Genomic DNA, 12,778 nt, shown 5'->3' with positions numbered 1-12,778 from the left:
GCCGCCGCCTCCGCCGCCTCCGCCCCCGCCGCCTCCCCCGCCGCCTCCGCCGGCGTTCGAAGCGCGCGAATTCATCGTCTACTTCCCGTTCGATCAGTACGTGCTGACGCCGGAAGCCCAGTCGGTGGTTTCGGAAGCCGCGAAGTACGCCAACGACGGCAAGGCCACCAAGATCGTGGTCGTCGGTCACACCGACACCTCGGGCTCGCCGAAGTACAACGTCCGCCTGTCGGAACGTCGTGCTAAGGCCGTGGCCGACGCTCTGGTCGGTCTGGGCGTCGCCCAATCGACCCTCGGCGTCGACTGGAAGGGCGAAAGCGCCCCGGCCGTCGCCACCGGCGACGGCGTGAAGGAACCGCTGAACCGTCGTTCGACGATCTCGATCAACTTCTAAGATCGGATCCCGGACGGAGGCTCTAGGCTTCCCGACGAAATGCGAAGGCCCCGGAGGAAACTCCGGGGCCTTTTGCTTTTCTGATCCTTCTCCCCTTGCGGGAGAAGGGAGGCTCATTCTCCCTTCCCCCTTGATGGGGGAAGGGTCGGGGATGGGGGTGACCTGCTGAGCCGGCCGTGGCGCCAGGGGTTCGCCGCCGCATCACCCCCACCCAACCCTCCCCCATCAAGGGGGAGGGCTTTTCCTGTGGATCCCACCCCACATATCCCCGCTCTTTTTTGCTCCGAACCCTTCCGAAGAATCCGGAATCGTCGGTTGGCCGACCCCTCCGGTCGCGGAGCTTCGTTAACGCTGCTGCGGCGCTTCGCCGCGCCGAAAAATTCTCATGTGGGCAACCCCTTGATACGCACGGGGAACCTCCAGGCGTTCACAGCTTGTTAACGAAAAACTCGCCTCGGAAGCGTTCCGACCCGTTGACGAAGAGGCGGGGTCTGTGGCCCCATATATGGGCTCTGGGGGCGCAACGCCCACTATATCTAGCGGCTTCGCCGGAAGCGGACGGCTTCTCGCAAGCGCATGGTAAATGGACGGGTTCTGCACATGACCGCTGGTGAAGCGACCAAGATTCAAGCTGCCGCGCGCCCTGCGTCGGCCTTCAAGGAACGTCCGGCCCTGGCGCTGGTGCGCAAGGTCGAGGTCGACCGCTCGCGCGACGCGCTGCTGACCGACTTCGGCAAGACCACGCTGGAAGACCGCTATCTGCTGCCGGGCGAGTCCTACCAGGACATGTTCGCGCGCGTCTCGACGGCCTTCGCCGACGACGCCGACCACGCCCAGCGCGTCTACGACTATATCAGCCGCCTGTGGTTCATGCCGGCCACCCCGGTGCTCAGCAACGGCGGCGCCGATCGCGGCCTGCCGATCAGCTGCTTCCTCAACGCCGTCAACGACAGCCTCGACGGCATCCTGGGCGTCTGGAACGAGAACGTCTGGCTGGCGGCCAACGGCGGCGGCATCGGCACCTACTGGGGCGGCGTCCGCTCGATCGGCGAGAAGGTCAAGGGCCAGGGCCAGACCTCGGGCATCATCCCCTTCATCCGCGTGATGGACTCGCTGACGCTTGCGATCAGCCAAGGCTCGCTGCGCCGCGGCTCGGCCGCCGTCTATCTCGACATCCACCACCCGGAAATCGAAGAGTTCCTCGAGATCCGCAAGGCCTCGGGCGACTTCAACCGCAAGTCCCTGAACCTGCACCACGGCATCTCGATCACCGACGAGTTCATGCACGCCGTGCGTGACGGCCTGAAGTTCGGCCTGCGCTCGCCCAAGACCGGCGAAGTGCTGCGCGAAGTCGAGGCCCGCGGCCTGTGGCAGAAGATCCTGGATCTGCGCATGCAGACCGGCGAGCCCTACCTGATCTTCTCCGACACCGTGAACCGCGCCATGCCGTCGTTCCAGCGCGAGCTGGGCCTGAAGGTGCGCCAGTCGAACCTGTGCAGCGAGATCATGCTGCACACCGGCACCGACCACCTGGGCAAGGAGCGCACCGCGGTCTGCTGCCTGTCGAGCGTCAACGCCGAGACGTTCCTGGAGTGGCGCGACCACCCGACCTTCATCGAGGACGTCATGCGCTTCCTCGACAACGTCCTGCAGGACTTCATCGATCGCGCCCCGGACGCGGCCTCGACCGCCGCCTACGCCGCCATGCGCGAGCGCTCGGTGGGCCTCGGTTTGATGGGCTTCCACTCGTTCCTGCAAAGCCAGAACGTGCCGTTCGAAAGCGCCCTGGCCAAGAGCTGGAACATGCGGATGTTCAAGCACCTGCGCCGCGAGGCCGACAAGGCCAGCATCAAGATCGGCGAAGAGAAGGGCCCGTGCCCCGACGCCGCCGACCGCGGCTCGATGGAGCGCTTCTCGCACAAGCTGGCCATCGCCCCGACCGCCTCGATCTCGATCATCTGCGGCGGCACCAGCGCCGGCATCGAGCCGATCCCGGCCAACATCTACACCCACAAGACCCTGTCGGGCTCGTTCGCGGTGAAGAACCCCTACCTGGAGAAGCTGCTCGAGGAGAAGGGCCAGAACACCGACCTGGTGTGGGGCTCGATCCTGGAGAACGAAGGCTCGGTCCAGCACCTGGAGTTCCTGAGCCAGGACGAGAAGGACGTCTACAAGACCGCCTTCGAACTGGACCAGCGCTGGGTGGTCGAACTGGCCGCCGACCGTACGCCGGAAATCTGCCAGAGCCAGTCGGTGAACATCTTCCTGCCCGGCGACGTCGACAAGTGGGACCTGCACATGCTGCACTGGCAGGCCTGGGAACGCGGCGTGAAGAGCCTCTACTACCTGCGCTCCAAGTCGGTTCAGCGCGCGGCCTACGCCGGCGCCGACGGCAAGGCCGAGGGCGGCTCGGAGGGCTTCGACGTCGCGGAAAAGACCGACTACGAAGAGTGCCTCGCCTGCCAGTAATAAAGGCTGGCTAAGCGACGATTCACCACAGCGGCGCGACATCTCGCGCCGCTGTTTTTCTGTGCGGAACCAATACAGTCTCGAACTGTTCACCGAACGCCGGGTTTTCCCGGTGGACGTATCCGAAATGCCGGATACGGTGGGCAGGATTGGGATTGGGGAATCCGCAATGCGTATCGTTTGCGTGACGATCGCGACGTGCTGCGGCGCCGCCTTGGCGCTTTCCGCGGCGACGTCCGACGCTGCCGTCCGCAAGGGCAAGCGTAAGGCGACGGCCAAGCCGGCCGCCGCGGCTCCGACTCTCAATCCTACTCTTCAGAAACTGGACCTGACCCGCCGCGCCGCGCCTGAGGCGCCCTCGGCGGCGGCCTTCGTCGCGCGTCCCATCGACGACCGCGCGACCGAGGCCCAGGGCGAAGCCTTCGCCGTGTCGCCCGCCGGTCTCTACGGCGACGCCAACCTGCTGGACGCCGACCGCTATTACGAGGAGCGCGGGCCGGTCAGCTGGCGTTCGAGCAGCGTCGTGGTCGGCGACAACGGCCATGCCGTGGACTCGGTGCGGGTCTCGGTGGCCAGTTCCTCGCGCCTGGCCCAGAGCGCGCCGCTCAGCCTGGTGCGCCCGGGCGCGGCCAATTTCGACGCCGACACCGTCGACGTCAGCGTCTCGCGCGGCTGGCCGGCGGCGGCCAAGTTCGGGGCCGGCAAGCTGTCGGTCGATTTCACCCCGCACGCGGGTCTGGGTTTCGGCGGGGCCGGCGGTTCGGCCGAGCTCGGCGGCATGGTGCGCATCGGCAAGAGCAGCGGCAAGAGCGTCGAGGACCGCGTCATCGACGGCCTGGGCGTGCGCGACGGCCGCGAGACCTTCGGCGACCGCGGGCGCTGGTACCTGTTCGCCGGGGCCAGCGGCCAGCTGGTCGGCATGAACCTGCTGCGCGGCCAGGACGGCGACTGGACGAGGGCCGGCGTCACCGCCGACACCACCAGCAAGCTGATCGGCGACGCCCAGGCCGGGGTCGGCTGGCGGCGCGGGGCCATGCAGGCCTCGGTCGGCTACATCCGTCGCGAGATCAAGGCCAAGGACCAGATCATGGGCATGGCCACCCAGGAAGACTCGGTCGTGGCCCTGTCGTTCAGCCTCAAGCCGGAGTGGTGAGAGAGGCCTTCGATGCCCCCTTGGGCCCCCTTTGGGCTCCCTCAGGCGTGCGAACCCTTGAGTTTCCGGCCGCGATCATGCAGCTAGCGACCATCCTTCCGTAAAGTCGTCGAGCGTCATGAGCGATAGCGAGCCCCCGCGCCGCAAAATCCTGAGCCTGAAGAGCGGTGTCGCCGCGCCTGGCGGTCCGCCGCCGCTCGAGCGCCTGCAGAAGACGGCCCGGGTAGTGACGCCCGAACCGGCCGCGCCTCCGCCGCCGCCGCAAGTCGGCGACTGGAAGTGCAAGCCCTGCGGCACCCGCTTCGACCCGCCGGCCGAACTGACCGACGAGGATCACGTGCGCTGCCCGTCGTGCAACGCCCGCCTGGGCGTGGCCGCCGACTTCCGCGCCGACCCGCCCCGCGTCGAGAAGACCCGCGCGCGCTACCTCAAGAAGGCCGGCTGAAGAAGGCCCCTTGCCGCGCGTCAGCGCGGCGGCGGCGGGCGATCCGAGCCGTCGCCCGGAGGCGGGCCGCCCGGCTTGCCGTCCTGACCACCAGGAGGCGGCCCACCGGGACCCGGAGCGCCTTCCGGCGGCGGACCTTCCGGCAGGAACGCCGAGATGCGGTGATTGCTGAGGGTGAAGCGCACCTTCTGGCCCACCGCCACCTCGCCCAGCATGCCCGGCTTGACCGTGGCGAAGGGCATGGTCCCCGCCGGCCAGTTCAGCGGCTCCGAGGCCGCATAGGCGATCGTCACCCGGTCGGCGGCCGGATCGACGGCCAGGACCACGCCGGTGATCACCACCTTGTCGAGATCCGTCTGCTTGGACCCGCCGCCAGGACCGCCCGGTCCGCCGGGGCCGCCGCCTCCGGGAGGCGGACCGCCGCGACCGCCGCCGGGCGGCTGGGCGTGAGCCGCCGAGACGGCGAGCAGGGCGACGGCGAGGGCGGGAAGGATGAGCTTGCGCATGACCGGACCGAAAGACTGAAAGCCCCGCACGCCTAGCGGCCTTGTGCTGCCGGATGACTGCGTTCGGTTTCGGGCTTGCAATGCGTCCAGCTGTTGTGAAGCTTGGCTCGATCAGAAAGTACATAGGGTAGAGTCCGACAATGACCGAGACACCCCGGGCCAAGAAGGGCTCCCCATATCGTCTAGCGGTCGATGAAGCGTCACTTTTCCAGGCTGATGGCGTGCTTTGCTGGGAGACGGTCTACCAAGATGTTCTCCTGCCCCTCATGTGCGCTTTCGACAAGAAGGCGCGCTTGACGCCAACCCAGCGTCGCCTGGCTCTAGTGGGCTTTGTGTACTTGGAAGTTCTCAATGGCGGGATTCCGCTCCTGGCCGAGAACGCCTTTGCGATCTCCAGGGAGACACCAACGGCCCTGGCGGAATTGGGATGGCCAGAGGAGGCGGCGCTGTTGGCCATGGCCCTTGATCGGATCCGACCTCTGCAGCGCAGGCCTGTGGGGAAGCTGCGCGGCCTGCTTGGCTTGCCTGGGAGTAGGGTCGATTACCATGACCTGATCCAGACATTGCGCGACGACGATGACTGGCTCGACCCCATCGAAACGCGAGTGGCGGATGCGGTCGACAGTCAGCCCTTTTTTCGGGCCGTTCTCGAAAATGTTCGTGGCGACGCCGACGGTTTCGTATTGGTTTGACGAAGAAGGTTTTTTCTCTCGCTGGGCACCAAATTTCAGATTGAGCGAGCTCCATTCATTCTAGGGCGATGGTCCGATGCTCCTTTCAAGCGCCGCTTTTCGCGGGAAGATTTAGCAAAGCATCTTCAGGCTCAGCGGCCGGCTGGCCCTTCGCGCTATCGGAGACTTCGATGATCATCGCCATGCTCGCAGTGCTCGCCCTCGAAGGCTCGGTCGCCTCGCTGGGCGCGCCCCCGCCGTCGCCCGCTCCGGAGAGCAGCGCCGCCACGCAGGCGTTCGATCCGGCGACCGTGAAGGCCATCGAGGCGGCGGCCTACGACTATGTGGACGGCCAGCTGGAGGGCGATCCGGCCCGCGTCGCCCGCGTGCTGCATCCGGATCTGGCCAAGCGCGCGGTGCGCTCACGACCCGATCCCGACGAGACCCTGGGCCTGCGGCGCATGAGCCGCGACGAGTTGGTCGACCTGACCCGGCAGGGCGCCTTGCGGACGCCTCGCGAGCAGTGGAGCCGCAGCGTGCGGGTGCTGGACGTGGCCGGAAACGTGGCCGTGGCGCGGGTGGAGACGCCCTGGTTCGTCGATCACCTGAATCTGGGCCGGTTCGGCGACCGCTGGGTGATCGTCAACGCGCTCTGGTACGCTAAGCCCAAGGGTGCGTAAGCAAGATGGGCCTCAGCCCTCGGTTCCTGGATCCAGGCTGATCGCGCCGGGCTCGGGCTTGGGCCGGCCGCCGGGGCGGCGGAAGAGGCCGCGCCAGCCGGTGGGCTCCAGGGCGGGGCTGGTCCAGACCTTGTCGTCGGCCGCCAGGGCCTCGGCCTTGTCGTAGATCTTGCGCATGGTCACGGTGTCGAACCGCAGCATGTTGAAGCCGTCGAAGTCGCCCGGGATCGAGGCCACGCTGAGCGGCAGGTTGTGGCGCGTGCAGAAGCCTTCGGCCAGGCTGAGGGCCTGGCGGTAGGAGAACCGCAGCATGGTCTCGAAGCTGCGGCCCATGATCGAGGCCACGCCCGGCGGGGTCGAGCGCACCGACGGGTCCAGCACCGTGTTGACGATGACGTAGACCCGGCCCCGGCGCACCCGCGAGCCGAGGTTGCGCCAGTGCAGCAGGGCGTCGGGCATCAGGAACAGCGGCGCGGCCACGCCGCCGTCGACGTGCATCTCCTGGCGCCGCTCGCCGTCGCACTCGACGTCGAACAGCTTGGGCGGGAAGAGGCCGGGCACCGAGGCCGAGGCCACCAGGATCTCGCGGAACAGCTTCACGGCTTCCGGGCCGCCGCGCGTGGCGATCGCCCCCATGTCCCAGATCGTGGCCCGCTGGTTGTCGAGATTGGTGGTGGCGATCAGCAGGCGCCGGCCCTTGGCGTGCTCGACGGCGACGGCCTCGATCAGGGTCTCGTCGACGAAGGGCTCGACCAGGGCGTCCAGGCTTTCGCCCTTGAAGATGCTGGGGCCGAGCGCGGGGGCCAGGCGGCGCAGGCTGAGCAGTTCGGCCGCGTGGCCGCCCAGATAGGCGTCGGTCAGGCGGTCGTCCCAGGCCGGGCCGAGAAAGGCCAGGGGGGCGATCAGGGCCCCGGTCGAGACGCCGGTGACGATGGCGAAGTGCGGCCGCCGCCCGGCCTTGGACAGGCCCGTCAGCACGCCGGCGCCATAGGCGCCGCCGGCGGCCCCGCCCGACAGGGCCAGGATGTTGAACTCGTCCATGCCGATCAGCGAGCGCACCGGCGCCAGGCGGTCGGCGGCGGCCTTCAGCGCGTCCTCGGCCTGCTCGATCGACAGGCGCACGCCCGGGAAGCCGACGGCCTCGGGGTGGGCGGCAGCCAGCGGGGCGGGCAGGCGCTTGCCGCGCAGGGGATCGGGGCCGCGCCAGTCGCGCAGCAGGCTCTGGATGGTGATCCGGGTCTCGGTTCCGGCCGGCTCGTTCCCGCTGGGTCCGCCGTCGCGCGCCATGCGGGTCAGGCCCGGGCGCCGGCCAGGACGACTCCGACCAGCACGGCCGCGTAGTGCAGGCCCGCGCCGCCGATCACGTGGCCGTGCCAGATGGCGCGGCGGAACTTCAGCCGGCGCATCAGGTAGAACACCGTGCCGGTGGAATAGACGAGGCCGCCGATGGCCAGCAGCAGCAGGGCCACCCACGACAGGCCCTCGATCATCGGCTTGATGGCCACCAGCACCAGCCAGCCCATCGCCATGTAGAGGCCGACCCAGAAGCGCTTGTCGAGGCCCGGCAGGAACAGCTTGGCCAGCACGCCGAGGCCGGCGATGCCCCAGACGGCGGCGGTCATGCCGATGGCCCACCAGCCGGTCAGGTTCTGGGTGGTGAACGGGGTGTAGGAGGCGGCGATCATGATGAAGATGCCGGCGTGGTCGAAGCGGCGCAGCAGCGGCTGCCAGCGCGCCTTGGAGAAGTTGTAGGCCGTCGACAGCGACAGCATGGTCACCATGCCCAGCGTGTAGACCCCGATGGCCGCCATCTGGCTCAGCGAGCCCAGGCCGAAGGCCAGGCCCAGCAGGATGCCGCCGCCCAGCAGGGCGCAGGCCAGGCCCGCCAGGTGCACGATCAGGTCGGCGAGCTTCGCGCCCGACGTGGGATAGTGCTTGGTGAAGTCTGAGATCGTCATGGCCCGCCCAGCCTAGTCGAATTGGGTGACGTATAAACGTCGATCATCATGGCGCCGAAAGGGCGCAAGGCAAGCGTGACCGATGATCACGCCAGGCCCATCAATCCGTCCCAGGTCAGCTTGGTTCCGACCAGGATCAGCAGGACGTAGATCACCTTGTAGAAGCCCTCGGCCGGCACGCGCCGCACCAGCCAGACGCCGGCCCAGGTGGAGGCCAGGGCCAGGGGCGTCAGCACGGCCACGGCGGTCAGAACACTGGGCGTGAACTGGCCCAGAGCCAGGTAGGCCGGCATCTTCATCCAGTTGACGATGGCGAAGAAGATGGCGCTGGTGCCGACGAAGACGTCGCGCGGCAGGCGGCGCGGCAGCACGTAGATCTGGAACGGCGGGCCGCCGGCGTGGGAGATCTGGCTGGTGAAGCCCGAGGCCATGCCGCACAGGACGCCCAGCCACGGCCGGCCGGGCGTGGCCTCGATCGCGGCGGCGGCCTTGACCGCCCGCTCGGCCCACAGGCGCTGGGCGGCGAACAGCACCGACACCAGCCCGACCGCCAGCTCCACCGCCGACGACGAGACCAGCGCCGCCAGGGCCCAACCCAGGAAGATGCCGACCGCGGCCGGCGGGACCATCAGGATCAGCAGGCCCTTGTCCCAGGTCTTGCGATAGGACCAGACGCCGACGACGTCCTGCAGGATCAAGAGCGGCAGCAGGATCGCCGCGGCCTTCACCGGCCCGACCGCCAGGGCCAGCAGGGGCGTGGCCACCACCCCGATCCCCGCGAACCCGCCCTTGGCCAGGCCCACCAGGATCACGGCGGGGATGGCGACGGCGTAGAAGAAGGGATCGGTGAGCATGGCCGGGGCTTAGCAGGCGGCGGGCGGACGGGCCATGGGGGCGTGGGTGATGACTTGAGGCTCAAACATCAATGCCCCCGTGGTCGTCATCCCGGCTCTCCGCTTCGCTGCCGCCGGGATGACGGGTAAAATACGGAGCGGCGCTTCGACGCGCTACACCAGCGGCGGGTTCACCTGCCGGAAGCCGCCTTCGCGCCAGTAGGGGTAGTAGGGATAGGCCGGGGTCACCGCGCTGGCGGCGTCCAGGGCCGCGACCTGTTCGGGGCTCAGGCTCCAGCCCACGGCGCCGAGGTTCTGGCGCAGCTGCTCCTCGGTGCGGGCGCCGACGATCACGCTGGAGACCGTGGGGCGACGCAGCAGCCAGTTGATGGCGATCTGCGGCACGGTCCTGCCGGTCTCGGCGGCGATCGCGTCCAGGGCGTCGACGATGCGGTAGAGGCGCTCGTCGTCCACCGGCGGGCCGGCGTCAGCGGTCTGGTGCAGGCGGCTGGTTTCCGGCAGCGGCTGGCCGCGGCGGATCTTGCCCGTCAGGCGGCCCCAGCCCAGCGGGCTCCAGACCATGGCGCCGACGCCCTGGTCGGCGGCCAGCGGCATCAGCTCCCACTCGTAGTCGCGGCCGGCCAGCGAGTAATAGGCCTGGTGGGCGACATAGCGCGGCCAGCCGTGGCGGTCGGCGGCGGCCAGCGACTTCATCAGCTCCCAGCCGGCGAAGTTGGAGGCGCCGACATAGAGCACCTTGCCGGCGCGCACGAGGTCGTCGAGGGCCGACAGCGTCTCCTCCACCGGCGTCGTCCCGTCGAAGGCGTGCAGTTGCAGCAGGTCGATGCGGTCGGTCGTCAACCGCTTCAGCGCCGCCTCGACCCCGCGCACCAGCCGCAGGCGCGAGGCCCCGGCCTCCAGCGGCCCGTCGCCCATGGGCAGGCCGAGCTTGGTGGAGATCAGCGCCTCGTCGCGGCGACCGATCAGGGCCTCGCCGAGGATCTCCTCGGAAGCGCCGTTCGAATAGACGTCGGCGGTGTCGAACAGGGTGACGCCGGCCTCCAGGCAGATGTCGATCAGCCGCCGGGCCTCCTCGACCCGGGTGTCGCCCCAGGCGCTGAACAGCGGCCCCTGGCCGCCGAACGTGCCGGCGCCGAAGCTGAGGGCGGGGACCTTGAGGCCGGACCGGCCGAGCGTGCGGTATTCCATGGGAAGTCTCCTGAGGAAGACGGGGGAAGGGATCCCGGCCGGTCGGCGATAACGCTCCCGGAGAAGGGGTTCTTGCTCGATCCGACTTTCGGTCTGCTCCTCCCTCGCGAAGCGGGGGAGGTGGCGCGGCGCTATCAGCGCCGTGACGGAGGGGGCGAGTGACGGAGCGCCGAGCTTGAACTCGCCCCCTCCACCGCTTCGCGGTCCCCCTCCCCCGTTGCACGGGGGAGGAGATATCGGCTCAGGCCGCGGCCAGTTTCTCGCGGCGCTCCAGGCCAAGGCTCAGTGCGGCCAGGGCCAGGGCGGCCATCGGCACCAGGGCCGCGATCGGGGCGATGGCGGCCAGGCCCGCGCCGTGGGCGATCACCGCGCCGCCTAGGGCCGCGCCGATGGCGTTGCCGAGGTTGAAGGCGGCGATGTTGAGGCTGGAGGCCAGGCCCTGGCCCGCGCCGCCGGCCTGGCTGAGCACCCGCATCTGCAGCGGCGCGACGGTGGCGAAGGCGGCCGCGCCCAGCAGGAAGGCGGCCAGTACGGCGCCTGCCTTGTCGTGGAACGCCCAGCCCGAGGCCAGCATGACCACGGTCAGGACGGCGATGCTGCCGGCCAGGGCCGCGTTGAGGTTCTTGTCGGCCCAGCGGCCGCCCAGCAGGTTGCCCGCCACCAGGCCCGCGCCGAACACCAGCAGGATCGGCGACACCGCGGCCTCCGAGAAGCCGGCCAGCTGCGTCAGGATCGGCTGGATGTAGGTGAACACCGCGAACACCCCGCCAAAGCCCAGCACGGTCATCACCAGGCCCAGTTGCACCTGCGGACGGGCCAGCACGGCGAACTCCTCCTTCAGGGGCGCGGGCTCGGCGGCCTTGTCGCCCTTGGGGACCAGCAGGGCCAGGATCACCAGGGCCAGGGCGCCGATGGCGGCCACGGCCCAGAAGGTCGAGCGCCAGCCGAAGGCCAGACCCAGCCAGGCGCCGAACGGCACGCCCAGCAGGGTGGCCAGGGTCAGGCCGGTGAACATGATGGCGATGGCCGAGGCCTTGCGCTCGGGCGCCACGAGGCTGACGGCGACCAGCGAGCCGACGCCGAAGAAGGTGCCGTGCGCCAGGGCGGTGACGATCCGCGCGCCCATCAGCAGGGCGAAGTTCGGCGCCAGGGCGGCGGCCAGATTGCCCAGGGTGAAGATGGCCATCAACGCTAGCAGCGTCGTCTTGGGCGGCAGGCGGCGCGTGGCCAGGGTCAGGATCGGCGCGCCGACGAAGACGCCCAGGGCGTAGCCGGTGGTCAGCCAGCCGGCCGTGGGGATCGAGACGCCGAGATCGGCCGAGACCTGCAACAGCAGGCCCATGATGACGAACTCGGTGACGCCGATGCCGAAGGCGCCGACGGTCAGGGCATAGAGGGCGAGGGGCATGACGGCCGGCTCCGATGAATGTGCGGACCGTCAGATAGCGCTGGCGCCTTCGATGAATTAGATTGCCGGAAGGATCATCACTTGTGAATTGAAGGCGCGATGGCGCGACAGGAAATCAATCGCACCGCCGAGATGGAGGTCTTCGTCCGGGTGGTGGAGCAGGGCGGCTTCTCGGCCGCAGCGCGCTCGCTCCGGATGACGCCGTCGGCGGTCAGCAAGCTGGTGGCCCGGCTAGAAGCGCGGCTCGGCGCGCGGCTGGTCAACCGCTCGACCCGCAAGCTGATCCTCACCGCCGAGGGCCAGACCTTTCACGAGCACTCGTTGCGGGTGCTGGCCGACCTCGACGAGGCCGAGCGCGCCGTGGCCGCCAGCGCCGCCCCGCGCGGCCGGGTGCGGGTCAATACCAGCGTGCCGTTCGGTCAGCACTACCTGCTGCCCCTGGCCCCGAGGTTCCTGGCCGCCCACCCCGACATCCAGCTCGACATCACCGTCACCGACCAGGTCATCGACCTGATGGACGAGCGGGCCGACGTGGCGATCCGCGTGGGTCCGATGCGGGCCTCGCAGCTGATGGCCCGCAAGATCGCCCAGAGCCGGATGGTGCTGGTCGCCTCGCCGGCCTATCTGGCGGCCGCCGGGACGCCCGCCCATCCCGACGACCTGCCCCGCCACGAGCTGATCACCTTCAACTTCGCCCGCCATTGCGACTCCTGGCCGTTCCTGATCGACGGCGAGGGCGTCTTCCGCCCGGTCCACGGCCGGGCCGAGGTCGGCGACGGCGAGAGCGCCCGCGTGCTGGCCCTGGCCGGCCAGGGCATCGCGCGGCTGTCGGTGCTGCACGTCGGCCCCGACATCGCCGCCGGACGGCTGGTCCCGCTGCTGGAGGCCTTCAATCCCGGCGACATCGAACTGATCCACGCCGTCTATGTCGGCCACGGCGGCCAGCTGCCGGCCCGGGTGCGGGCCTTCATCGACTGGCTGGCGGGCGAGGTGACCGTGGGCAAGGGCGAGCCGGCGGCGCTGGCGAAGTTCGCTCCATAGACCCCTCTCTC

At 69.4% G+C, this 12,778-nt stretch carries 13 protein-coding genes; 7 read left to right on the top strand and 6 right to left on the bottom strand.

Annotated elements, in window-relative coordinates:
- The 4 genes from DMC18_RS09615 to DMC18_RS09600 all read left to right on the top strand — a co-directional run.
- Positions 1 to 394: OmpA family protein (locus DMC18_RS09615; RefSeq protein WP_146218029.1), on the top strand; the 394-nt coding region annotated here is incomplete at its 5' end.
- A 600-nt stretch (positions 395 to 994) separates the two neighbouring features.
- The gene (locus DMC18_RS09610; RefSeq protein WP_110132891.1) at positions 995 to 2,863 is read left to right on the top strand and encodes a ribonucleoside-diphosphate reductase subunit alpha; all 1,869 of its coding nucleotides are present in this window, start codon (positions 995 to 997) and stop codon (positions 2,861 to 2,863) included.
- Positions 2,864 to 3,032: 169 nt separating this feature from the next.
- A complete protein-coding gene (locus DMC18_RS09605; RefSeq protein WP_110121711.1) occupies positions 3,033 to 4,016 on the top strand; it encodes a lipid A-modifier LpxR family protein in 984 nt (327 codons plus the stop codon).
- Between the two features lie 118 nt (positions 4,017 to 4,134).
- Entirely contained in the window at positions 4,135 to 4,461 is a 327-nt protein-coding gene (locus DMC18_RS09600) for a hypothetical protein (RefSeq protein ID WP_110121710.1), read from the top strand.
- A gap of 20 nt (positions 4,462 to 4,481) precedes the next feature.
- On the opposite strand, the gene DMC18_RS09595 is transcribed toward DMC18_RS09600, so the two are convergent.
- On the bottom strand, positions 4,482 to 4,967 hold the full coding sequence (locus DMC18_RS09595; RefSeq protein ID WP_158285888.1) for a copper-binding protein: 486 nt from the start codon (positions 4,965 to 4,967) through the stop codon (positions 4,482 to 4,484).
- A 140-nt stretch (positions 4,968 to 5,107) separates the two neighbouring features.
- Here DMC18_RS09595 and DMC18_RS09590 point away from each other — a divergent pair, with 140 nt between their 5' ends.
- Both DMC18_RS09590 and DMC18_RS09585 read left to right on the top strand, forming a co-directional pair.
- The gene (locus tag DMC18_RS09590; RefSeq protein ID WP_110121708.1) at positions 5,108 to 5,659 is read left to right on the top strand and encodes a hypothetical protein; all 552 of its coding nucleotides are present in this window, start codon (positions 5,108 to 5,110) and stop codon (positions 5,657 to 5,659) included.
- A gap of 170 nt (positions 5,660 to 5,829) precedes the next feature.
- On the top strand, positions 5,830 to 6,318 hold the full coding sequence (locus DMC18_RS09585) for a nuclear transport factor 2 family protein (protein WP_110121707.1): 489 nt from the start codon (positions 5,830 to 5,832) through the stop codon (positions 6,316 to 6,318).
- A 12-nt stretch (positions 6,319 to 6,330) separates the two neighbouring features.
- Here the strand turns inward: DMC18_RS09585 and DMC18_RS09580 are convergent, their stop codons facing one another.
- The 5 genes from DMC18_RS09580 to DMC18_RS09560 all read right to left on the bottom strand — a co-directional run bounded on the left by DMC18_RS09580 (position 6,331) and on the right by DMC18_RS09560 (position 11,726).
- Entirely contained in the window at positions 6,331 to 7,605 is a 1,275-nt protein-coding gene (locus tag DMC18_RS09580) for a patatin-like phospholipase family protein (RefSeq protein WP_110132889.1), read from the bottom strand.
- A 5-nt stretch (positions 7,606 to 7,610) separates the two neighbouring features.
- Positions 7,611 to 8,276, bottom strand: coding sequence for a hemolysin III family protein (locus DMC18_RS09575; RefSeq protein ID WP_110121705.1), 666 nt, complete (start codon positions 8,274 to 8,276; stop codon positions 7,611 to 7,613).
- 86 nt (positions 8,277 to 8,362) lie between these two features.
- Positions 8,363 to 9,130, bottom strand: a complete 768-nt coding sequence (locus DMC18_RS09570) for a sulfite exporter TauE/SafE family protein (protein WP_110121704.1) — start codon at positions 9,128 to 9,130, stop codon at positions 8,363 to 8,365.
- Between the two features lie 153 nt (positions 9,131 to 9,283).
- The gene (locus tag DMC18_RS09565; RefSeq protein WP_110132888.1) at positions 9,284 to 10,318 is read right to left on the bottom strand and encodes an aldo/keto reductase; all 1,035 of its coding nucleotides are present in this window, start codon (positions 10,316 to 10,318) and stop codon (positions 9,284 to 9,286) included.
- A 241-nt stretch (positions 10,319 to 10,559) separates the two neighbouring features.
- Positions 10,560 to 11,726 carry an MFS transporter gene (locus DMC18_RS09560; protein WP_110121702.1) on the bottom strand — a complete coding sequence of 389 codons (1,167 nt, stop codon included), beginning with the start codon at positions 11,724 to 11,726 and terminating at the stop codon, positions 10,560 to 10,562.
- Positions 11,727 to 11,825: 99 nt separating this feature from the next.
- Here DMC18_RS09560 and DMC18_RS09555 point away from each other — a divergent pair, with 99 nt between their 5' ends.
- Complete coding sequence (locus DMC18_RS09555) at positions 11,826 to 12,767, top strand: LysR family transcriptional regulator (RefSeq protein ID WP_110121701.1); 942 nt, start codon at positions 11,826 to 11,828, stop codon at positions 12,765 to 12,767.
- Positions 12,768 to 12,778: the final 11 nt, after the last annotated feature.

Source organism: Caulobacter sp. D5 (genome assembly GCF_003185805.1).
GTDB lineage: Bacteria > Pseudomonadota > Alphaproteobacteria > Caulobacterales > Caulobacteraceae > Caulobacter.
This window is presented reverse-complemented; position numbering and strand designations above follow the sequence as displayed.

Bases quoted from the DNA above. Each gene is read 5' to 3' on its own strand.
- DMC18_RS09610 (WP_110132891.1), top strand. From the start codon at position 995: ATGACCGCTGGTGAAGCGACCAAGATTCAAGCTGCCGCGCGCCCTGCG.
- DMC18_RS09605 (WP_110121711.1), top strand. From the start codon at position 3,033: ATGCGTATCGTTTGCGTGACGATCGCGACGTGCTGCGGCGCCGCCTTG.
- DMC18_RS09600 (WP_110121710.1), top strand. From the start codon at position 4,135: ATGAGCGATAGCGAGCCCCCGCGCCGCAAAATCCTGAGCCTGAAGAGC.
- DMC18_RS09595 (WP_158285888.1), bottom strand. From the start codon at position 4,967: ATGCGCAAGCTCATCCTTCCCGCCCTCGCCGTCGCCCTGCTCGCCGTC.
- DMC18_RS09590 (WP_110121708.1), top strand. From the start codon at position 5,108: ATGACCGAGACACCCCGGGCCAAGAAGGGCTCCCCATATCGTCTAGCG.
- DMC18_RS09585 (WP_110121707.1), top strand. From the start codon at position 5,830: ATGATCATCGCCATGCTCGCAGTGCTCGCCCTCGAAGGCTCGGTCGCC.
- DMC18_RS09580 (WP_110132889.1), bottom strand. From the start codon at position 7,605: ATGGCGCGCGACGGCGGACCCAGCGGGAACGAGCCGGCCGGAACCGAG.
- DMC18_RS09575 (WP_110121705.1), bottom strand. From the start codon at position 8,276: ATGACGATCTCAGACTTCACCAAGCACTATCCCACGTCGGGCGCGAAG.
- DMC18_RS09570 (WP_110121704.1), bottom strand. From the start codon at position 9,130: ATGCTCACCGATCCCTTCTTCTACGCCGTCGCCATCCCCGCCGTGATC.
- DMC18_RS09565 (WP_110132888.1), bottom strand. From the start codon at position 10,318: ATGGAATACCGCACGCTCGGCCGGTCCGGCCTCAAGGTCCCCGCCCTC.
- DMC18_RS09560 (WP_110121702.1), bottom strand. From the start codon at position 11,726: ATGCCCCTCGCCCTCTATGCCCTGACCGTCGGCGCCTTCGGCATCGGC.
- DMC18_RS09555 (WP_110121701.1), top strand. From the start codon at position 11,826: ATGGCGCGACAGGAAATCAATCGCACCGCCGAGATGGAGGTCTTCGTC.